Source organism: Marinobacterium ramblicola, assembly GCF_019084545.1.
GTDB classification, from domain to species: Bacteria; Pseudomonadota; Gammaproteobacteria; order Pseudomonadales; family Balneatricaceae; genus Marinobacterium_D; species Marinobacterium_D ramblicola.
The window spans coordinates 1-20,718 of the sequence record NZ_JAHREP010000031.1; the positions used below are offsets into that span (position 1 = coordinate 1).

At 62.1% G+C, this 20,718-nt stretch carries 16 protein-coding genes; 7 read left to right on the top strand and 9 right to left on the bottom strand.

Annotated features, from left to right (window positions below; genetic code table 11):
• The first annotated feature begins 351 nt into the window (after window positions 1-351).
• The 3 genes from imuA to KQ940_RS19545 are packed head-to-tail and all read left to right on the top strand — an operon-like array spanning window position 352 to window position 5,498.
• Complete coding sequence (gene imuA / locus KQ940_RS19535) at window positions 352-978, top strand: translesion DNA synthesis-associated protein ImuA (RefSeq protein ID WP_217415684.1); 627 nt, start codon at window positions 352-354, stop codon at window positions 976-978.
• Between the two features lies 1 nt (window position 979).
• Window positions 980-2,368 (top strand): Y-family DNA polymerase, encoded by a 1,389-nt coding sequence (locus tag KQ940_RS19540; protein ID WP_217415686.1) that lies wholly within the window; start codon window positions 980-982, stop codon window positions 2,366-2,368.
• A gap of 10 nt (window positions 2,369-2,378) precedes the next feature.
• Window positions 2,379-5,498, top strand: a complete 3,120-nt coding sequence (locus KQ940_RS19545; protein WP_343222696.1) for an error-prone DNA polymerase — start codon at window positions 2,379-2,381, stop codon at window positions 5,496-5,498.
• A 33-nt stretch (window positions 5,499-5,531) separates the two neighbouring features.
• On the opposite strand, the gene KQ940_RS19550 is transcribed toward KQ940_RS19545, so the two are convergent.
• The 5 genes from KQ940_RS19550 to KQ940_RS23125 form a co-directional block, all read right to left on the bottom strand.
• Window positions 5,532-5,990 (bottom strand): ATPase, encoded by a 459-nt coding sequence (locus tag KQ940_RS19550; RefSeq protein ID WP_217415690.1) that lies wholly within the window; start codon window positions 5,988-5,990, stop codon window positions 5,532-5,534.
• Between the two features lie 130 nt (window positions 5,991-6,120).
• Window positions 6,121-7,338 carry an organoarsenical effux MFS transporter ArsJ gene (gene arsJ, locus KQ940_RS19555; RefSeq protein ID WP_217415691.1) on the bottom strand — a complete coding sequence of 406 codons (1,218 nt, stop codon included), beginning with the start codon at window positions 7,336-7,338 and terminating at the stop codon, window positions 6,121-6,123.
• Window positions 7,332-8,342, bottom strand: coding sequence for an ArsJ-associated glyceraldehyde-3-phosphate dehydrogenase (locus KQ940_RS19560; RefSeq protein ID WP_217415699.1), 1,011 nt, complete (start codon window positions 8,340-8,342; stop codon window positions 7,332-7,334). Before KQ940_RS19560 ends, arsJ begins: the two co-directional genes overlap by 7 nt.
• Window positions 8,343-8,385: 43 nt before the next feature.
• Entirely contained in the window at window positions 8,386-9,465 is a 1,080-nt protein-coding gene (arsB, locus tag KQ940_RS19565; RefSeq protein ID WP_217415701.1) for an ACR3 family arsenite efflux transporter, read from the bottom strand.
• A gap of 10 nt (window positions 9,466-9,475) precedes the next feature.
• Window positions 9,476-10,267: a metalloregulator ArsR/SmtB family transcription factor gene (locus tag KQ940_RS23125; RefSeq protein WP_217415708.1), complete on the bottom strand. Its 792-nt coding sequence runs from the start codon at window positions 10,265-10,267 to the stop codon at window positions 9,476-9,478.
• Between the two features lie 231 nt (window positions 10,268-10,498).
• Between KQ940_RS23125 and KQ940_RS19575 the strand changes: the two genes are divergently transcribed.
• Both KQ940_RS19575 and KQ940_RS19580 read left to right on the top strand, forming a co-directional pair.
• Window positions 10,499-11,026, top strand: coding sequence for an arsenate reductase (azurin) small subunit (locus tag KQ940_RS19575; RefSeq protein ID WP_217415709.1), 528 nt, complete (start codon window positions 10,499-10,501; stop codon window positions 11,024-11,026).
• A complete protein-coding gene (locus tag KQ940_RS19580; RefSeq protein ID WP_217415711.1) occupies window positions 11,023-13,488 on the top strand; it encodes an arsenate reductase (azurin) large subunit in 2,466 nt (821 codons plus the stop codon). Before KQ940_RS19575 ends, KQ940_RS19580 begins: the two co-directional genes overlap by 4 nt.
• Before the next feature lie 131 nt (window positions 13,489-13,619).
• Here the strand turns inward: KQ940_RS19580 and KQ940_RS19585 are convergent, their stop codons facing one another.
• Window positions 13,620-13,850, bottom strand: coding sequence for a thioredoxin family protein (locus tag KQ940_RS19585; protein ID WP_217415713.1), 231 nt, complete (start codon window positions 13,848-13,850; stop codon window positions 13,620-13,622).
• A 54-nt stretch (window positions 13,851-13,904) separates the two neighbouring features.
• Complete coding sequence (locus KQ940_RS19590; RefSeq protein ID WP_343222697.1) at window positions 13,905-15,224, bottom strand: permease; 1,320 nt, start codon at window positions 15,222-15,224, stop codon at window positions 13,905-13,907.
• A gap of 291 nt (window positions 15,225-15,515) precedes the next feature.
• On the opposite strand from KQ940_RS19590, the gene KQ940_RS19595 reads away from it, so the two are divergent.
• Both KQ940_RS19595 and tdh read left to right on the top strand, forming a co-directional pair.
• Window positions 15,516-16,709, top strand: a complete 1,194-nt coding sequence (locus tag KQ940_RS19595; RefSeq protein WP_217415717.1) for a glycine C-acetyltransferase — start codon at window positions 15,516-15,518, stop codon at window positions 16,707-16,709.
• A complete protein-coding gene (tdh, locus tag KQ940_RS19600; RefSeq protein ID WP_217415724.1) occupies window positions 16,709-17,734 on the top strand; it encodes an L-threonine 3-dehydrogenase in 1,026 nt (341 codons plus the stop codon). Before KQ940_RS19595 ends, tdh begins: the two co-directional genes overlap by 1 nt.
• Window positions 17,735-17,800: 66 nt before the next feature.
• On the opposite strand, the gene KQ940_RS19605 is transcribed toward tdh, so the two are convergent.
• Both KQ940_RS19605 and KQ940_RS19610 read right to left on the bottom strand, forming a co-directional pair.
• Window positions 17,801-18,457: a hypothetical protein gene (locus KQ940_RS19605; protein WP_217415726.1), complete on the bottom strand. Its 657-nt coding sequence runs from the start codon at window positions 18,455-18,457 to the stop codon at window positions 17,801-17,803.
• Between the two features lie 289 nt (window positions 18,458-18,746).
• Complete coding sequence (locus tag KQ940_RS19610) at window positions 18,747-20,651, bottom strand: PhoX family protein (RefSeq protein ID WP_217415735.1); 1,905 nt, start codon at window positions 20,649-20,651, stop codon at window positions 18,747-18,749.
• Window positions 20,652-20,718: the final 67 nt, after the last annotated feature.

Sequence of the window (20,718 nt, forward strand, 5' to 3'; positions counted from 1 at the left end):
AAGGATGCGTATTGAAAAAGCGGGATGCTTTACCTCACCCCATGTCATGGAGGACATGGGCGCGGCATGGAAGCTGCAACACTCCAGGGGCCCGGATCACGGATGTGTTCGGGCCCCAACTTTTTCTGTCTCCCTAGATTCTCCATAGACTGAACTGTATTCGCTATCGCTCGGTTTTCAGCTGGGCAGAGCAGCTTATTCTCCATCCGCTTTCAGATCCCCACACTCTTCGTATATTGACAGCTGAGATGGCGGCTAATTGATAGTGGCCGCTGAGTGCCATCACTGACCTTGTGGAACCATTTTTTTTAACTCAAAATACTGTATGCATGTACAGTTTGTGAGGTGGTGATGGCACTGGTCAATCTGTTGGAGCGGGGGCAGCTATGGCGTGGATCGCATGTGGCCGCTGTTCCAGCCGAAGAGGTAGAGCCGAGCGGTCATCCGGTACTGGATGAGCTGTTATCCGGGGGCGGATGGCTGCATGGCCAACTGATCGAGTTGCTCTATTCAGGGGAGGGGCGGGGAGAGCTACGTTTGCTATGGCCGCTTTTAAAGCGCTTTTCATCCGCGGGACGGGCGGTACTCTGGATCGATCCTCCACATCACCCCTACTCTCTAGCGCTGCTTCAGGCGGGCATTAGTCTGTCGACACAACGCATTGTGAGTACGAACACCAGAAAGGAGCGGTTGTGGGCGATAGAGCAGGCATTGAAAAGTGGAGCTTCGCCTCTGGTATTGAGCTGGCTTGACTTCCAAGTGTCGACTTCGTCACTTCGACGTCTGCAATTGGCAGCCCAATCAGGGGGAGGGCTGGGCTGGGTGATGCGTTCGGAGGAGGTGAGCGAACACGCCTCGCCTGCGGCTTATCGCGTACGGCTGAACAGCAGTGAAAAAGGGGTGGAGCTGACGCTGATCAAGCGCCGTGGTGGCTGGCCTCTGCCGCCTTTGGTCGTAAAGATTCCCGAGGTTGTCTGAGATGCGCTGGCTCTGCTTGAATTTCCCCTATTTAGCCCTGGAACTGCACGGCTTGCAGCCAGAGCTGCCTCAGGCATTGCTGGATAAACGTCAGCGGATTCGTGCTTTTAATATCAGTGCGGCTGATCAGGGCATTGAGGTTGGGCAAGCGCTGGCAACGGCACTGGCGCTGAGCCCGGAGCTTGTCCTGCTTGATACATCGGATAAGCGTACGCAGTCGACACTCGAGCAGCTGGCACTCTGGGCTGGAGGTTTCAGCGCCCGTATAAGCCTCTGTCCACCTCAGGCTCTGCTGCTGGAGATCGCCAGCATGCTGCACTATTTCGGCGGCTTGGAAGCACTGATATCCCATATCGTTCAGGCGCTTGAGCATACTGGCTACTCAGTCCGGCTGGCGACAGGCGAGACCCCCCGGGGTGCGCAGCTGCTTGCAGCTGTGGATAACTATACCGGCGCGGATTCCACAAGTTGGTGGCGGCGTCTGCATGAGCTGAGAGTGGATCAATTGCAACTGCTACCGGAGCAGATGGAGCAGCTTCAAGGGATCGGCATGCGGACCTTGGATGACCTGCGCAAGCTGCTACGGAGCGAGTTGGCTCAGCGTTTTGGGCAGATGCTGCTGCGTGATCTGGATGCTATCGTCGACCCCGCTGTACCGCCCCCGGAGGCGTTCATTCCACCGGAACGGTTTGAGCAAAGTTGTGAACTGGGAGAGGAGGTGATCCACAGCCAAGCCTTGCTGTTTCCGTTACGCCGCCTGCTGGCGGCACTGGAGGGCTATCTCTCCCAACGGCAGCAGAAGGTTTCGCAGATCTGCCTGAAATTGACACTGCGGGATGGTTCGACACAGCTGTTCCGGCTCGGTCATGCCGGTGGCAGTGCGTCTGCCGCACACTGGTTGGATCTGTGTCGCTTGAGGCTTGAGCGTGAGCAGCTCCGCGGCCCGGTGCTGGCATTGCAGCTGAGTGCAGAGGAGAGCGAGTCAGATGAGAAGATAAATGGTGACCTCTTTGCGTCGACCCGTTCTCAGGGATCCATGGATGAGTTGATCAGCCGTTTGTGTAGTCGGCTCGGAGCGGATGCGGTTCGACCTCTGCAATACCATGCCGATCATCGTCCGGAATCCGTTTTAAGCGGCCGCTTTTGCAGCCGCGAAACGCCCCCGGTGGCGATGAAGCGACCCGGATGGTTATTGGAGCGACCCCAATATCTGCCGACTGTTCAGCGTCGTCGACTGGAGTTGCTCAGTGGACCGGAAAGAATCAGCAGTGGCTGGTGGGAGCAGGCGGTTGTGCGAGATTACTTCGTGGCGCGCTGGCCGGATGGCCGTTGTGGCTGGTTGTTTCGCGAGCCCGACGGGCGTTGGTTCATCCACGGCTGGTTCGGTTGAAGGTGGCGTGGTGACTGATTATCGGGGCGGCTATGCCGAGCTGCATGCACTGTCTAATTTCTCCTTTCTGCGTGGAGCCTCGCATCCGGAGGAACTGGTGGCACAGGCCGCATCCCTGGGCTACTCGGCATTGGCTCTGACCGATGAGTGTTCACTGGCCGGCAGTGTGCGTGCGCACCAGGAGGCGAAAGAGCTGGGGATCAAGCTGCTGATCGGCAGCGAGTTTCGCATAGAGGGGCGAGTGCTGGTTGTGCTGGTCAGGAATCGGCAGGGTTACGCCCAGCTGTGCAGCCTGATTACCCGGGGGCGGCGGCGTGCTGAGAAAGGTAATTACTTACTAACGCTGGCGGACTTCGAACAGGGGCTGGATCAGTGCCTGCTGCTGTTCCAGCCGGGATCCGACGATAACCAGTTGTTATCCGATCTGAAGTGGCTGGAGCAATATCATGCCGGGCGCAGCTGGTTGCTGCTGGAGCGCTTGCTTGATAGCGATGATCTCTGGCGTTACCGGCGTCTGCTCGGTATGGCTGAACAATGCGCTACCCCTTTGGTTTGTGCCGGCAATGTGCATATGCATGAACCCTCTCGCCAGCCGTTACAGGATGTACTCACCGCGATACGCCTGCGTACGACGCTCACCCAGGCGGGCTGGCGACTGGCGGCCAATGCCGAGCGTCACCTGCGCCCGCTGGCCAAGCTGGAAAAGCTCTATCCACCGGCGTTGCGCGAGCAGACATTGGTGATCGCTTCCCGGTGCGATTTCTCGCTGGATGAGCTGCGCTATGAATACCCCGATGAACTGGTACCCAGGGGCGTGACGCCGCAAGTGCATCTGCGTGCGCTGGTCGAGGCGGGTGTGCAGCGACGCTTCCCCGAGGGCGTGCCGGACCGGGTGCGTGGACAGATCGAGCGCGAACTGCAGGTGATTGCCGAACTCAACTACGAGCCCTATTTCCTGACCATCGAGGATATCGTGCGTTTTGCGCGCGAGAACAAGATCCTCTGTCAGGGACGGGGCTCCGCCGCCAACTCGGTGGTTTGCTACTGCCTGGGCATCACCGAGGTCGATCCGCGGCAGGTCAATCTGCTGTTCGAGCGCTTCCTCTCCAAGGAGCGCAATGAGCCTCCGGATATCGACGTGGACTTCGAACATCAGCGGCGGGAGGAGGTGATCCAGTATATCTATCGCCGCTACGGCCGCGAGCGGGCAGGCCTGGCCGCGGCAGTGATAAGCTATCGCAGTCGCAGCGCGATCCGTGATGTGGGCAGGGCGCTGGGATTCGACGAAGCTTACTTGGGCTGGCTGATCAACCAGCTCGACCGGCGTGATACCCAGCAACCCTGGCTGGAGCAACTACGCGCCCTGGAGGGAGAACGCCCGGCGCCGATGCTTCGCCATCTGCTGACCCTGGTGCCGCAGATCCTGCATTTCCCGCGGCACCTGTCGCAGCATGTGGGTGGTTTCGTGATCTCGGCCGGCCCCTTGCACGAACTGGTGCCGATCGAGAATGCAGCGATGGAGGGACGAACGCTGATCCAGTGGAACAAGGATGACCTTGAGGCGTTGGGGCTGTTGAAGATCGATGTGCTGGCACTGGGGATGCTCAGTGCGTTGCGCCGTGCCCTGCATCTGCTCGGCGAGCGTGACGGCCGTGACTGGCAGCTGCAGGATATCCCGCGGGAGGAGCTGAAGGTGTATGACATGCTCAGCGCAGCGGATTCGATGGGGGTGTTTCAGGTCGAGTCGCGCGCGCAGATGAATATGCTGCCGCGGCTGCGGCCGCAGACATATTACGACCTGGTGGTGCAGGTGGCGATCGTGCGTCCCGGCCCGATTCAGGGCGACATGGTGCACCCCTATCTGTTGCGACGCCAAGGCAAGGAGGCGATCGACTATCCGAGCGAGGCGGTACGTGAAGTGCTCGAACCGACGCTTGGCGTACCGATCTTCCAGGAGCAGGTGATTCGTCTGGCGATGGTGGCGGCCGGTTTCAGCGGCGGCGAGGCGGACCAGCTGCGCCGGGCGATGGCGGCCTGGCGCCGCAGCGGGCATATCGCGATCTACCAGCAGAAACTGCGTGAGGGGATGCTGGCTCGGGGCTACAGTGCCGAATACGCCGAGCGGATCTGTCGCCAGATCGAGGGGTTCGGCGAGTACGGTTTTCCCGAGTCCCACGCTGCCAGTTTTGCGCTGTTGGTCTACCTGTCGGCCTGGATCAAGTGCCACGAACCGGCAATTTTCTGTTGTGCACTGCTCAACAGCCAGCCGATGGGGTTTTACTCTCCGTCGCAGCTGGTCCAGGATGCGCGTCGGCATGGGGTGCAGGTGCGTCCGGTGTGCATCAATGCCAGCGCCTACGACTGCACAATTGAGTATGACGCGGCGCGAGAGCGTAGCGGGCAGCAGGGTGTGCTGCGTCTGGGGTTCAGAATGGTGAAGGGGTTATCGCAGAGTGCAGCTGAGCAGCTGGTCGAGGTGCGTCCGCCGCAGGGGTTCCGCTCGGTGGCCGATCTGCGTGCCAGGGTTCGCTTCAGTCGGCGGGACTACGACGCTCTGGCCGCGGCCAACGCCTTGCAGGCGATCGCCGGGCACCGGCATCAGGCACGCTGGGCTCTGCTGGATGACGCCGCGGTTCTGCAGCTCGATACCGGGGTGCCGGAGACTGATGGCAGCGCCGTCCCGGAAGCACGGGTTGCCATGCCGGTGCCGGATGAGTTCAGCGAACTACAGGCGGACTACCGCCATCTGGGGCTGACGCTGGGACGTCACCCCCTGGCGCTGCTGCGTGAGCAGGGCAAGCTGCCGCGCTGCGTGCCTGCCGATCGCCTGCACGGGATTGACAGCGGCCGTCCGGTCCGTGTGGCCGGACTGGTCACCAATCGCCAGCGTCCGGGCACTGCGACCGGGATCACCTTCGTGACGCTGGAGGATGAGTCTGGCCAGATCAACCTGGTGGTGTGGCAGGCCACCGCCCGCGGCCAGCGCAAGGCGCTACTGGGCAGCAGGATTCTACAGGTGGATGGCATTCTGGAGCGGGAGGGGGAGCTGATCCATGTCATCGCCGGTCGGCTAACCGATATTACCCCGTTGTGGGGAGGGTTGAACAACCGCTCCCGGGATTTTCACTAGGCTGATTTGCACATTGCCCGCCAGGGGGGCGACTCAGAGGTCGCCGAGCATATTGGAGGCGTTGGACAGCCGCATCGCTTCATGTCTTTCGAGCGCGGCGAGCTCCTCCAGCAGATCGACCGCGGGGGTTGCCACGGCACGGCCGGCAAGGAACTTGTAGAGTTCGATGATATTGCTGTGCTCGGCTTCGATCCTGTTGATGATCTCCTCGGCGGAGAGGTCGGCATAGGGCGCTTTGATCTCGGCATCCGGCAAGATCGGGGTTTTGTTCAGATATTCCATGACCCAGGTGTTGAGCCCTTTCAGATTGTCGCTGTGTTCAAACGCACTGACCGCTTTGGCGAGTTTGGCTTCGTGCTCCGACAGATAATCCAATAGCAGCCGCGCTTTCTCGTTCAAGTTCGCATCTCTGCTGTGCTTCAGGCTTTCGGCAAGCTGATGATGATAGGCTTGCGTCCAGTGGATGATGTCGCGGAAGGTGTCGATCTGCATGGTGACGCTCCTTGGCTTGCTCCGCCATTGGCGGGATTACCGAACAGCCTCTCATCAAGGCCTCACGCGCTCTCGGTGCGCTCTACCTAAAGCATATTCCAGCCGCACAGGATTACCAGCGACGATGGCCTTAATCCCGCGGCAACCAGATCGAGATCAAGACTGTCAGCAGCAGCAGGGTTGTGGATATCCACAGGCAGGCGGCAAGCCCGCTAGCGCCCAAGCCCGCGGCCTGGAATACCCAGCCCGACAGCAGTGTGCCGAGCAGTCGCCCCATGGCGTTGGCCATGTAGTAGAAGCCGACGTCCAGCGAGACGCCATCGGCCCGCGCCAGACTGACGATCAGGTAGCTGTGCAGCGAGGAGTTGATCGCGAACAGCACACCGAACAGCAGCAGCCCGCCGATCAGCAGTGCAGCGGGATTGATCTCCATGCCCAGGCCCAGTGCGATCAGCGCCGGAACTGCGGTCAACACCGCGGCCCATAGCATCGCAGCGCGGCCGTTCGGTACCTGTCCAGCGGCCTTGCCGGTGATGCGCGGTGCAACCGCCTGCACCATGCCGTAGCCGATGATCCACAGCGCGAGAAAGCCGCCGGTCTGCCAGTGATCCCAGCCCAGCGTCTGCGACAGGAACACCGGCAGGGCCACCACGAACCAGACATCGCGGGCACCGAACAGGCACAGGCGCGCGGCGGATAGAATGTTGATCGAGCGGCTCTTGGACAGGATATCGCGGAACTTTGGCTTGGACTTCGCCTTGCCCAGATCCTGCTTCAACAACACCAGACTCGCCAGCCAGACCAGCGTCAGTGCCGCCGCCATGGCCGTGACGGCACCGGCAAACCCGAGCAGCATCAGTAACGCGCCGCCGAGGAAGAAACCGGCGCCCTTGAGCGCATTCTTGGAGCCGGTCAGCAGCGCGACCCATTTATATAGCTGGCCCTGCGCCTGCTCCGACACCAGCAGCTTGATCGAGCTTTTCGCGCTCATCTTGTTCAGGTCCTTGGCGATGCCGGATAGCGCCTGTGCCGCCATCACCCAGGGCACGGTCAGCATCGCGGCCGGCACCAGCAGCATCGCCAGCGCTGCGACCTGCAGGCCGAGGCCGATGTTCATGGTCCGATTCAGGCCCAGATGGGCGCCGAGCCAGCCGCCGACCAGATTGGTGATGACGCCGAAGATCTCGTAGAACAGGAACAGCAGCGCGATCTCCAGCGGCGAATAGCCCAGCGTATGGAAATGCAGCACCACCAGCATGCGCAGGGCGCCGTCGGTCAGCGTAAAGGCCCAGTAGTTGCCGGTGACGACCAGATACTGCCGGATGGAGGGGGATAGCCGGCTCAGCATCGATCCATCCGCCCCACCTTCAACGCCAGCTCAGCCGTGCGGTTGGCATAGCCCCACTCGTTGTCGTACCAGGCGTAGATCTTCACCTGGGTGCCGTCGACCACCATCGTCGACAGGGCATCGATGATGCTCGAACGCGGATCGGTCTTGTAGTCGATGGAGACCAGCGGGCGCTCCTCGTAGCCGAGAATCCCCTGCAGCTCACCGTCGGCGGCGGCCTTCAGCAGCGCATTGACCTCTTCGGCCGTGGTCTCGCGCGCCACCTCGAACACGCAGTCGGTCAGTGATGCGTTGGCCAGCGGCACGCGGATGGCGTGGCCGTTCAGCTTGCCCTTCAACTCCGGGAAGATATGGGTGATCGCCGTGGCCGAGCCGGTGGTGGTCGGGATCAGGCTCTGGCCGCAGGCGCGGGCACGACGCAGGTCCTTGTGCGGCGCATCGAGGATGGTCTGGGTGTTGGTGATATCGTGGATCGTGGTCATCGAGCCGTGCTTGATACCGAGTGCCTCGTGGATCACCTTGACCACCGGCGCCAGGCAGTTGGTGGTGCAGGAGGCGGCGGTGACGATCGGATGCCGGGCCGGGTCGTACAGCGCGTCGTTGACGCCCATGACGATATTGAGCACGCCCTCCTCCTTGACCGGCGCGGTGACCACCACGCGCTTCACGCCCTGGTCCAGATAGGTCTGCAGAACCGCCTTGCTCTTCATCTTGCCGGAGGCTTCGATCACCAGATCGCAGCCGGACCAGTCGGTTTCGCCGATCGTCTTGTTGCGGCTGGTGGCGATGCGGTGATCGCCGATCAGAATGGCATCGCCATCGGCGCGGGCTTCATGACTCCAGCGCCCGTGCACCGAATCGAAGTTGAGCAGGTGCGCCAGGGTGGCGGCATCGCCGGCCGGATCGTTAATCTGTACGAACTCGATCTCGTCCCACTCCCAGGCCACGCGCAGTGCCAGACGGCCCATGCGTCCGAATCCGTTGATGCCTACTTTGATGGCCACGTTGATCTCTCCTGTTTGAACCATGTTGTTGTGAACAAGGGGCTTATTTGCTGTGCGCCGGTGCATGACGCGGCGCGGCCGGTGACGGCGTTGCGGCCTGCGTCGGGGCATCGAACCAGTGCCGGGTGCGGTTGGCGATCGCCACCAGCGACAGCATCACCGGCACCTCCACCAGTACGCCCACCACCGTGGCCAGCGCCGCGCCGGAGTGCAGTCCGAACAGCGATATCGCCACCGCCACGGCCAGCTCGAAGAAGTTGGAGGTACCGATCATGCAGGCCGGAGCCGCGACATTGTGCGGCAGACGCAGCCAGTACGCGCCGGCATAGGCAAGGATGAAGATGCCGTAGGTCTGGATCAGCAGGGGGGTGGCGATCAACACGATGGTTTGCGGCTGGGCGAGGATGGTCTGCGCCTGGAACCCGAACAGCAGGATGACCGTTGCCAACAGACCGAGGATCGACCAGGGCTTGAGAGTGTGCAGAAAACTGTCCAGCCGCACACCGTCGCCCCGGCGCTCCAGCCTGTGCCGGGTCCAGATGCCGGCGGTCAGCGGTAGCACCACGTAGAGCAGCACCGACAGCAACAGGGTTTCCCAGGGCACGCTGATATCGCTGACGCCGAGCAGGAAGGCGGCAAGCGGTGCGAAGGCGAACACCATGATGATGTCGTTCACCGATACCTGCACCAGGGTGTAGTTGGGGTCGCCCCTGGTGAGCTGGCTCCAGACGAACACCATCGCCGTGCAGGGCGCCACACCGAGCAGGATCATGCCGGCGATATACTCTCCGGCGCTTTGCGGGTCGACCCAGTCGGCAAAGAGCACGCGGAAGAACAGCCAGCCCAGCAGCGCCATGGTAAACGGTTTGATCAGCCAGTTGATCACCAGTGTCAGCACCAACCCCTTCGGACGTTTGCCTACGTCACGCACGGCACTGAAATCGATCTGCACCATCATCGGGTAGATCATCACCCAGATAAACAGCGCCACCACCAGGTTCACCTGGGCGTACTCCAGCGCCGCCACCTGCGCGAACAGCCCCGGTATCCAGTTGCCGAGCAGCACCCCGGCCAGGATGCACAGGCCGACCCAGAGGGTCAGATAACGTTCGAAAATACCCATTGGTCGCTCCTCAGGAGGTCGTCGTGACACCGACGCAGGCGTTTCCGCCCAGTGCAGGGCGTGATGCCATGGCGGCCAGCCGGGCACTGGGCGCAACCAACTGGTCGGGGTTGTGTTCGGCGGTCAGGCGCAGCACCTCGCGCATCCAGTCGCTCATCAGCGGATGCAGGCGGTAATAGACCCACTGCCCCTGGCGCCGGTCCAGCAGCAGGCCGCTGCGGCGCAGTTGCGCCAGGTGGCGTGAGATCTTGGGTTGGGGCTGGCCCAGCGCCTCCATCAGTTCGCAGACGCAGAGCTCGCCCTCCTGCTGGATCAGCAAAAGGCTCTTGAGCCGGACCTCATCCGCCAGCGCCTTGTAGAACTCCAGCGGCGACAGGCCGGTGAGCAACTCACCGGTGGCCTTGCTGTTGACCTCGATGAACAGCTGAATCCGCTTGTTGATGGCATGCAGGGTCTTGACGAACGCCCTGGGGTCGGCAGAGGTCTTGGGGTCATCGAAGTCCCAGGCCATCACTACACCGCTGCCGGGCCAGTTCTGGCACTCCTGGTGCGCCTTGCTGCACAGGGTGATCACGAAATCGAAATGCTGCTGGGCCAGACTGTCGACCGACTTTGAGGCCAGCCCCCGCGTATCGACTCCGAACGCCTGCAGGGCTTCCACGGCTCGCGGGTCGACGAGATCGGGCTGGGTGCCGGCGCTGTACACCTCGAATTGGTTGCCTGCCTGATGCCGCAGCAGGGCTTCGGCGATCTGCGATCGTGCCGAGTTTGCCGTGCAGAGGAAAAGAACGCGCGTTTTCATACTGTCCTCCGATACTGTATCGGCACATCATATATATGAAAATATGGATATTCAAATCTATATATATCCGAATCGTCCTATTTGCGAAGAGTGTCAGTCCATATCGGTATAGCCATGCATTTTACAGGTGTATTTCTCTATTCTAGCCTGATGTCGGGGCAGCGTCCGGTCTCGCCGACGGGATCCCGGTCCGCATCCCACTAATAACAACAAGAAAATCAGGAGCTCCACATGACTCGGACCTCAAGGCGCAGCTTCCTCAAGCTGGCCGGCAGCGGTGCCGCCACCGCCGCATCGCTGGGCGTACTCGGCAGTGCCCGCGCGCAGGACAATCCGGCCCCGGCCGGCAGGGTCAATCTGCCCTATCCCGATAGCCGCATCGCCAACCTGCGGGAGCTGAAGGAGAACACGCCCCAGGCGTTCCACTACCCGGACAGCAGTTCACCCTGCCAACTGATCAAGCTGGGCCATGCCGTGCCCGGCGGTGTCGGACCGGATGGGGACATCGTCGCCTACAGCAGCCAGTGCACCCATATGGGCTGTCCGCTTGAGTACGACACGGCCAGCCGCAACTTCAAGTGCGGCTGTCACTTCTCGGTGTTCGACAGTGAAAAGGCGGGGCAGATGGTGACCGGGCAGGCCACCGAGAATCTGCCGCGCATCCTGCTGCGCCTGACCGAAAACGGTGATATTCACGCGGTCAGCGTGGAGGGCCTGATCTACGGACGGCAATCGAATCTGTTGGGAGGTGCGTCATGACCGGCTTCAAGGACCGTATCCCGCTGCCGCCCGCCGGCGCCCAACGCACCAATATGACCTGCCACTTCTGCATCGTCGGTTGCGGCTACCACGTCTACAAGTGGCCGGTGACCCAGGAGGGAGGACTGGCGCCGGAGCAGAACGCGCTGGGGGTGGATTTCCGTCGCCAAGTGGGGCCGTTGCAGCTTATCCTGACCCCGGCCATGGTCAACCGCATCCGCGAACACGATGGCCGCGAATACTACACCCTGGCGGTGCCGGACAAGGCGTGCGAGGTCAACCAGGGACTCTCTTCCACCCGCGGTGGCCAGATGGCCAGCGTGTTCTACAGCGAGGGTGGCGCCACCCAGGCGCGGATGAAGCATCCACGCCTGTTCACCGGCGATGACTGGGTGGACGTGAACTGGGAGCGCGCCATGGCGCTGTATGCCGGGGTGATGAAAAAGGTGCTGGACAACGACGGCCCCGATGGGGTGATGTTCAACCTGTTTGACCACGGCGGCGCCGGCGGCGGCTTCGAAAACACCTGGGGCACCGGCAAGCTGGCATTCTCCGCCATTCGGACCCAGATGGTGCGTATCCACAACCGCCCGGCCTACAACTCCGAGTGCCACGCCACCCGCGACATGGGGGTGGGCGAACTGAACAACAGCTACGAAGACAGTGAGGTGGCCGACACACTGTTTTTCGTCGGCGCCAACGCCTACGAGACCCAGACCAACTACTTCCTGGCTCACGCCCTGCCCAACCTGCAGGGTGGCACGCTGGCGAAGAAGCGTAGCTGGTTCCCGGAGGAGTCCCACGAGGCGGGGCGTTTCATCCTGGTGGACCCGCGGCGTTCGCTCACCGTGGCGATCTGCGAGCAGGTGGCGCCCGAGCGTATCCTGCATCTGAAGATCGAACCGGGCACCGATACCGCCCTGTTCAACGGTCTGCTGACCTATGTGATCGAGCAGGAGTGGATCGACCGTGAGTTCATCGCCGCCCACACCCGCGGCTTCGAGGAAGCGGCCGAAGCGAACCGGCTGTCGCTGGAGGAGTGCAGCCGCATCACCGGCGTACCCCGCGAGCAACTGGTGCAGGCCGCCGAGTGGGCCTACAAGCCCAAGGCCTCGGGCCATCGCCCGCGCACTGCCCATCTGTACGAGAAGGGGATCATCTGGGGCAACGATAACTACCGCATCCAGTCGGCGCTGGTGGATCTGGTGCTGGCCACCCACAATCTGGGGCGGCGCGGCACCGGCGTCTGTCGACTCGGCGGCCATCAGGAGGGGTACGCACGGCCACCCTATCCCGGCTCGCGCCCGGCCAAGTACATCGACCAGGAGGTGATTCAGGGACGCGGCCGCATGCTCACGGTCTGGGCCTGCAACGCCTTCCAGACCACGCTCAATGCCCAGCAGTATCGCGAGGTGCTGTATCGGCGCGTCAATATCGTGCGCGACGCCATGGCCAGAGCCCGCCACGCCACCGTGGATGAACTGGTCGACATCATCTACGACGCGGTCAGCAACAAGGGTGGCCTGTTCCTGACCACCATCGATATCTACCCCACCAAGTTCGCCACCGGCGGCCACCTGATGCTGCCCGCTACCCACCCGGGTGAGATGAACCTGACCTCGATGAACGGCGAGCGTCGCATGCGGCTGTCGGAGAAGTTCATGGATCCGCCGGGGTCCTCCAAACCCGATTGCCTGATCGCCGCCGATATCGCCAACGCGATGAAGGCGCTGTACGAGGGCGAGGGCAATACCGCCATGGCTGAACGCTTTGCCGGATTTGACTGGACCACCGAAGAGGACGCCTTCAATGACGGTTTCCGCAAGCCGGAGGGGATCGACAGCCAGGGCGGCCCCACCGGCGACCTGGTCACCTACGACCGGCTGCGGGTGTTGGGCAACAACGGCGTGCAGCTACCGGTCAAGGAGTACCGCGATGGCAAGTTGATCGGTACGCCGATGATCTACGCCGACTACCGCTTCGATACCGACGACGGCAAGGCGCGTTTCCTGCCCGCGCCCTGGAACGGGCTGCCGGAGCCGGTGATGGCACAGAAGGAGAAGTACCGCTTCTGGATCAACAACGGCCGCACCAACCATATCTGGCAGACCGCCTATCATGACCAGTACCAGCGGTTCCGCACCGAGCGCTATCCGATGGCGCCGATCGAGATCAACCCGACGGACGCCAAGGCGCTGGGCATCGAGTCAGGGGACGTGGTGGAGGTGTACAACGACTACGGCTCCACCTTCGCCATGGCCTACCTGGAGCAGGACATGAAGCCGGGGCACACCTTCATGATGTTCGGCTACTTCAACGGCAACGTGGGCGATGTGGTGCCGGACTGGACCGACCGCAACCTGATCCCCTACTACAAGGGTGCTTGGGCGGATATCCGCCGGGTCGGCAGCATGGATGAGTACAAGCGTACCGTGTCGTTCAAGCGTCGGCGCTACGTCTGATTCCGGCGGTGGTTATGCGGCCCGGTCCTCTGGATCGGGCCGTTGCGTATCAGGGCCGGTTCAGTCCGATCTCCGCTGGATGATTCGCGGCTATGTGCCGTACCCCGGCGACCCGTCCGTGCGTCAGACGATCAGCCTAGCAGGGCCTTGATCTCCTCGCTGGCGGCCACCTTGCCCTCGACGAGGATCTCGTCGTCCACCGCCAGCGCCGGGGTACGCATGATGCCGGCCTCGATGATGGCACTCACGTCGGTGACCTTTTCCACCTCGTATTCCAGCCCCATCGCCCTGGCGGCCTCTTCGGCATTGGCCGTGAGCTGTTTGCACTTGGAGCAGCCGCTGCCATAGATCGTGAATTTCATAGCGCGTTCCTCATTAGAGTAAGATCGAGGTGGTGTACTGCCCATCCGTTGCGTTTACCACCAATTGCCGTAGACAAATCCGGTGATCGTCGCCATCACCACCACCAGCGCACAGTAGACCAGCGTCTTTTCCGTTCCCAGAATGGTGCGGATCACCAGCATGTTGGGCAGCGACAGGGCCGGTCCCGCCAGCAGCAGCGCCAGTGCCGGGCCCTTGCCCATACCGGCGCCCATCAGCGCCTCGACGATCGGCACCTCGGTCAGCGTCGAGAAGTACATCAACGCACCCAGTACTGACGCGATCACAGTGGACAACAGGCTGTTGTCGCCTACGGCCAGCGCGACCCACTGCGCCGGGATGATCCCCTCCTGGCCCGGTCGGCCCAGCGCGAAACCGGCGACGAACACTCCGGCCAGCAACAGCGGCAGGATCTGCTTGGCAAAGTCCCAGCTCTGAAGTGCCCACTCCCGGTCCTGCTCGCGCAGGAGCGCGATGAGCATCAGGCCGGCGATGCCGAGCGCGAACGGCAACTCCGGCACCCCCGGTAGCGCCAGCGCCGTGCCCGTCAGGACCGCCGCCAGTATCAGCAACTGGGCGGCGGGCCAGTGCCAGCGCCAGATCAGCAGACCGGCCAGCACCGCCGCCAGCAGGGCGGTGATCGGCCATTTCCAGGCATGGATCCGCATCCAGAGCTCACTGTCGGCCGCGGCCCAGTTGGCGAACACCAGAATACCCACCATCAGCGCGAAGAAACCGGCGATCACCCCCAGGGGTTTGTCGCTGCCGTCACCGCCGAAGCCCCTGCCATTGTGCACCGAACGCTGCGCCTCCTCCTTGCGGTAGATCAGATGCATGATCGTGCCGATCACCAGCGCGAACAGGATCGCCCCTGCGGCGCGGGCGACGCCGATTTCGGCACCCAGCACCTTGGCGGTCACCACCACGGCCATGATGTTGATTGCCGGGCCGGAGTAGAGAAAGGCGATGGCGGCACCGAGCCCCGCACCGCGCTTGTAGATGCCGCCGAACAGCGGCAGTACGGTGCAGGAGCATACCGCGAGCAGGGTGCCGGACACCGAGGCCACACTGAACGCTACCGGCTTGGACGCCTGCGGGCCGAGGTGGCGCATTACCGCACCCTGACTGATGTAAACCGCCATGGCGCCGGCGATCAGGAAGGCGGGCAGCAGGCAGAGGATCACATGCTCGCGGGCGTACCAGTTGGTCAGGCGCACCGCTTCCAGCACGGCATTGTCGAAGCGCTCGGTGCCGGCCGGCACGAAGTAAACGACCAGAAAGGCGGCCAGCATGAAGAGCAACAGATGAGCTTCACGCAGGTTGCTGCGGTACAGCTCGAGTAATCGGGTATGCACGTCCCAACTCCCTGACATAGCGTTTGTGCCCGGGTTCAGTCTAGACGTTGGAAGGCCAGACAGCGGGCCGGGCAGGAGGGTATGTGATGGTCATGCTATATTCGTAAAGTTGCATATACAAGTTGATAGATCTGCAGCCTTGCCCGCGTGATCCCGGAATTGTGCCGAATCTGCTCGCCGAGTCGTGTCGAGGTATGGATTCGTGCTCGCACCCGGTCGGTTAAGCGCTATGTTTAAAGGCGAAGTACAATCGAGCCTGCCCATGGGGTGAGCGGGTAGAGGGAGGAGCGTATGACACGCGATCAATTTCTAACGACCTTGGCCTCGCAAAGCGCAGAACTTAAGCGCGACGGCCTGTACAAGCACGAACGCCGGATCACCTCGCCGCAGGCGGTGGATATCGACCTAAGCGACGGTCATACGGTGATCAACTTCTGCGCCAACAACTACTTGGGGCTGGCCAACCACCCGGACCTGATCGAAGCGGCTAAGCAGGGGCTGGACACGCACGGCTTCGGTATGGCCTCGGTGCGCTTTATCTGCGGCACCCAGGATATCCACACGCAGTTGGAGGCGAAGCTGGCGGCGTTTTTAGGGATGGAGAACAGTATCCTCTACTCCTCCTGCTTCGACGCCAACGGTGGCCTGTTCGAGACCCTGCTCGGTCCCGAGGATGCGGTGATCAGCGATGCGCTGAACCACGCCAGCATCATCGACGGCGTGCGCCTGAGCAAGGCGCGGCGCTGCCGCTACGCCAACAACGACATGGCCGAGTTGGAGCAGCAGTTGCAGGATACCCAAGATTGCCGGGTGCGGCTGATCGCCACCGACGGTGTGTTCTCGATGGACGGCGTAATCGCCAACCTGCCGGCGATCTGCGATCTGGCCGAACGCTACGATGCGCTGGTGATGGTGGACGACTCTCACGCCGTCGGCATCGTCGGCGAACATGGCCGTGGCACACCGGAATATCACGGCGTCATGGAGCGGGTGGATATTCTCACCGGCACCTTCGGCAAGGCGTTGGGTGGCGCATCCGGCGGCTATACCGCGGCGCGTCGGGAGATCGTCGACTGGTTGCGCCAGCGCTCACGCCCCTACCTGTTCTCCAACTCGCTGGCGCCGCCGATCGTTCAGGCGACATTGAAATCGCTGGAACTGGTGGAGGAGCACGGCTTGGCGCTGCGTGAACGGTTGCGGGAGAACAGCACCTATTTCCGCCAGGAGATGGAGAGTGCCGGCTTTACGCTGACCGGAGGCGATCATCCGATCATCCCGGTGATGATCGGCGATGCTGCGCTGGCCGGCGAGATGGCGGAACGTTTGCTGGCCGAGGCGATCTATGTGATCGGCTTCTCCTATCCGGTGGTGCCGATGGGGCAGGCGCGGATCCGCACCCAGATGTCGGCCGGTCATAACCTGATGCAACTGGAGCGGGCGGTGGAAGCGTTTACACGGATTCGGCGTGAGTTGGGAGGGATTTGATGCGCGCATTGGCGAAACTGCACCCCGAGGAGGGGATCTGGCTGCACACCACGCAGCGGCCGAAGATGGGCCACAACGATCTGCTGATCAAGATCCACAAGAGCGCGATCTGCGGCACCGATGTGCATATCTACAACTGGGATAATTGGGCACAGCAGACCATCCCGCTGGGGATGACCGTGGGCCATGAGTATGTCGGCGAGGTGGTCGATATCGGCTCCGAGGTGGAGGGGTTCTATGTCGGTGACCGGGTCTCCGGCGAGGGCCATATCACCTGTGGCCACTGTCGCAACTGCCGTGCCGGACGACGGCACCTGTGCCGCAATACGGTCGGCGTCGGCGTCAACCGCCCCGGCGCCTTTGCCGAGTATCTGGTGATCCCGGCGATCAATGCGTTCAAGATTCCGGACAATATCTCCGACGACCTGGCGGCGATCTTCGACCCCTACGGCAACGCCCTGCACACGGCGCTATCGTTCGACCTGGTCGGCGAGGATGTGCTGGTCACCGGCGCCGGTCCGATCGGCATCATGGCGGCGGCTATCGCGCGTCATGTCGGGGCTCGCCATGTGGTACTGACCGATGTGAACCCCTACCGGCTGGCGCTGGGGCGGCGGATGGGGATCATCCACTGCGTCAACGTGGCCGAGCAGTCGCTGGATGACAAGATGCGCGAACTGCAGATGAACGAGGGGTTCGATGTCGGGCTGGAGATGTCCGGCGCCGAGCCCGCCTTTCGCGGTATGCTCAAGGCGATGAACCACGGTGGCAAGATCGCCATGCTCGGCATCCCCTCCGGCGAGATGGCGATCGACTGGAACCAGGTGATCTTCAAGGGGCTGATTATCAAGGGGATCTACGGCCGCGAGATGTTCGAGACCTGGTACAAGATGGCCTCGGTGCTGCAGTCCGGCCTCAACCTGACCCCGATCATCACCCACCGCTTCCCTATCGATCAGTTCCAGCAGGGGTTCGATGTGATGCGCTCGGGTGAGGCGGGCAAGGTGATACTGGAGTGGGATTAGTCGACTATCCTGGAAACTGGGCCATCGGCGATCGAAGGACATTGCCGATGGCTCGATCCGCAGATGTCAGATCTTGAACACCTCTTTTTCAAACTGGCCAATACAGCTTTGAGCGACCGTGGCCAGAGCCGATTTCAACCCCGCCGCATTCTGCTCAACCAGCTCATCGTACGAGGGGGCAGTGTCTGAGTCCTCGTGTGAGCGCTGATGGCAAAAGCCCTCCGCGAGCAATGACTGATCCCGTGAATCAATCAGTCTCAACTTCGCGCTGTACAGCACCCGGTAATTGTTGAAGTCGCCGGGGAAGTAGGTAAAGCTCCAGTTGACTGTCTGGATATCCAGCACCCAATCGGAGTCTGGATAGGCGCTGGCGATCTCATCGGCCTTGGTTCCTTCGATAGTGTGAGTACCAACTTGTACGCTCAACTTGTACTTCTGCGACAGAGCCTTGGCCAGTTCGGCGCTGATCTGAGTCGCCGGGTCCTGAACCGAGTTTTGCTCGATGATATCGTTGCCGGATGAGATGGCGGCGATTGCGCCGAGTACGCCGAACATCGCCGAGCCGGCAGTCATTGCCGCAAAGTCAGGCTTGTTCCTCTGGGTGGTCTGGATGCTTGTTGGCGGTGCCTCACTGACCCTGGCTTGGTCGATGGGCATGTTCTTGGTACTGACACATCCGGTCAGTGCGAGCACTGTTAGTGCGGGGACCAGTTTCTTGTACATCGCTTCTCCTGGAGTCATTGGCATAGTGGGACATCTGCCTGCGGAAGAGGGGCGTTTGCGATGGCAAGTCGATGTGACAGATGGTGAACGGCATCAGCTTCCCTGCAAATCGCGCTGTTTCCTTGCTGGCATCAGCTGGTGGATATTGTCCTGAATGTCGTGCCGGATTTTGAAACAAAAATAAGTAGCTGGCCAGTGACATTTTACTGTCGAGGCGTCAGAAAAAAGCCCGACCCTGATCCCAGGGCCGGGCTAAAGCTGACAAGGTTTACCTTATATCGATGCCCGATCAGGCACCGATGATGCCGCCATCCTGGCGACGTACCACCATGATGGTCGAACGCGGCTTGCTGTTGCCGCCGGCCGGGAAGTGCGATGGGGCCAGTTTTTCGCCCGGGTGCTGCACACCGATGAAGACGGTACGCTGGTCCGGAGTGAAGGTCAGGCCAGTGATCTCGCAGGCGATCGGACCGGTGGCGAAGCGTCGGATCTCGCCGGTGGCCGGGTCGGCGCAGAGCATCTGGTTGTTGCCCATGCCGGCGAACTCACCCGCGTTGGAGTAGTTGCCGTCGGTCTGGATCCAGAGGCGGCCATCGGCGTCGAAACCGAGTCCGTCCGGGCTGTTGAACATGTTGTCGGCGTTGATGTTGCTGCTGCCCTTGTACAGGCCTTCGGCCACGCTCGGGTTACCGGCGATCAGGAACAGATCCCAGTCGAAGCCGGTAGAGGTGTGGTCGCCACCGCGTGGCCACCAGCGTACGATCTGGCCGTAGTTGTTCTTCTCGCGCGGGTTCGGACCGCCCACCGGCTGGTTCTTGCCTTCGACGCCGCGGTTCTTGTTGTTGGTCAGGGTGCAGCAGACGCTCTTGCCGTTCGGGTGCACGGCAACCCACTCGGGGCGGTCCATGGTGGTGGCGCCGACCTGGGTGGCGGCTTCGCGGGCGAAGATCAGCACCTCGGCCTGGTCGGCAAAACCGTTCTCTTTGGTCAGGCCGTTCTTGCCGTGGGTCAGCTCCAGCCACTCGCCCTGGCCCTTCAGTTCGCCGTCGGCGGCGTTGAATCTGGCCACATACAGGGTGCCCTGTTCCAGCAGGTCGCGGTTGGCGGCCTTGTCGTTCGGGTTGTAGGTGTGCTTGGAGACGAACTTGTACAGGTGCTCGCCGCGCTCGTCGTCGCCGAGGTAAACCACCACGTGACCGTTGCTGTCGACGGTGACGGCGGCGTTTTCATGCTTGAAGCGGCCCAGCGCGGTGCGCTTCTTCGGCGTGGAGGTCGGATCCATCGGGTCGATCTCGACGATCCACCCGAAACGGTGCGGTTCGTTCGGCTGCTTGGACAGGTCGAAACGCTCGTCCTGGGTGAACCACTGGTATTTGCTTTCGTTCTTCAGGCCGTAACGCTTCTGGTGCTTGTCCTGCTGGAAGGCCGCATCAGTGGCACCGAAGTAGCCGTTGAAGTTCTCCTCGCAGGTCAGGTAGGTGCCCCAAGGGGTCTGACCGTTGGCGCAGTTGTTGAGCGTGCCCAGCACCTTGCGTCCGCTGTTGTCGGCGGCGGTCTTCATCAGATCATGGCCGGCGGCGGGGCCGGTCAGCTCCATCGGCGTGTAGCCGGTGATGCGGCGGTTCAATTTGGCGCCCGGCTGCACCTGCCACTGGCCCTTGGCGTTGCGCTTGATCTCGAAGATGGAGACGCCGTGCGCGGCCTGGGCTTTCTTCACCTCGTCGGCGCTCAGCGCCTGCTTGCCCTGATGCGCGAACAGGTATTCGTAGTTGGTGTACTCGTTGTTGACGGCGATCAGCGCATGGTCGTCAGCCAGCGGGAAGAAGCTCATGCCGTCGGTGTTGTCACCGAACTGAGCGGCTTGGGCGGCGGCATCCTGCACGCCGGACTCATCGAACGCCGGTGCGCCGTTGAGGATCGGATCGCCCCAGGAGATCAGCGGCTCGGCGATATAGCCCTCGGGTACCGCGAAGGTGTCGGCGGTGCTCGCCGGAATCTGCTTGAACCCAAGCAGTGTGCTCTCGGTGGCGGCGGCAACCGCCTTGGCCAGCGGCGTGGCGGCCAGGAACAGCCCCATGGCGGCAGCACTGCCCTGCAGGAAGCCGCGGCGGCTAAGCCCCTTCTGGATGATACGGTCAAAGTCGCTGTGCTCGAGTTCGATATGATCTTCTTCGTCGTAGGCTTTGTGGCTCATGGTTTTGTTGTCCTGTCGTTCAAGAAAAAATCCGTGCGCATTTGATAACAGGCGGAGATGACAGAAT

Coding starts and splice junctions, on each gene's coding strand:
- KQ940_RS19610 (WP_217415735.1), bottom strand. CDS start 20,651: ATGAGCCACAAAGCCTACGACGAAGAAGATCATATCGAACTCGAGCAC.
- arsB (WP_217415701.1), bottom strand. CDS start 9,465: ATGGGTATTTTCGAACGTTATCTGACCCTCTGGGTCGGCCTGTGCATC.
- KQ940_RS19540 (WP_217415686.1), top strand. CDS start 980: ATGCGCTGGCTCTGCTTGAATTTCCCCTATTTAGCCCTGGAACTGCAC.
- KQ940_RS19585 (WP_217415713.1), bottom strand. CDS start 13,850: ATGAAATTCACGATCTATGGCAGCGGCTGCTCCAAGTGCAAACAGCTC.
- imuA (WP_217415684.1), top strand. CDS start 352: ATGGCACTGGTCAATCTGTTGGAGCGGGGGCAGCTATGGCGTGGATCG.
- KQ940_RS19550 (WP_217415690.1), bottom strand. CDS start 5,990: ATGCAGATCGACACCTTCCGCGACATCATCCACTGGACGCAAGCCTAT.
- tdh (WP_217415724.1), top strand. CDS start 16,709: ATGCGCGCATTGGCGAAACTGCACCCCGAGGAGGGGATCTGGCTGCAC.
- KQ940_RS23125 (WP_217415708.1), bottom strand. CDS start 10,267: ATGAAAACGCGCGTTCTTTTCCTCTGCACGGCAAACTCGGCACGATCG.
- arsJ (WP_217415691.1), bottom strand. CDS start 7,338: ATGCTGAGCCGGCTATCCCCCTCCATCCGGCAGTATCTGGTCGTCACC.
- KQ940_RS19580 (WP_217415711.1), top strand. CDS start 11,023: ATGACCGGCTTCAAGGACCGTATCCCGCTGCCGCCCGCCGGCGCCCAA.
- KQ940_RS19595 (WP_217415717.1), top strand. CDS start 15,516: ATGACACGCGATCAATTTCTAACGACCTTGGCCTCGCAAAGCGCAGAA.
- KQ940_RS19575 (WP_217415709.1), top strand. CDS start 10,499: ATGACTCGGACCTCAAGGCGCAGCTTCCTCAAGCTGGCCGGCAGCGGT.
- KQ940_RS19605 (WP_217415726.1), bottom strand. CDS start 18,457: ATGTACAAGAAACTGGTCCCCGCACTAACAGTGCTCGCACTGACCGGA.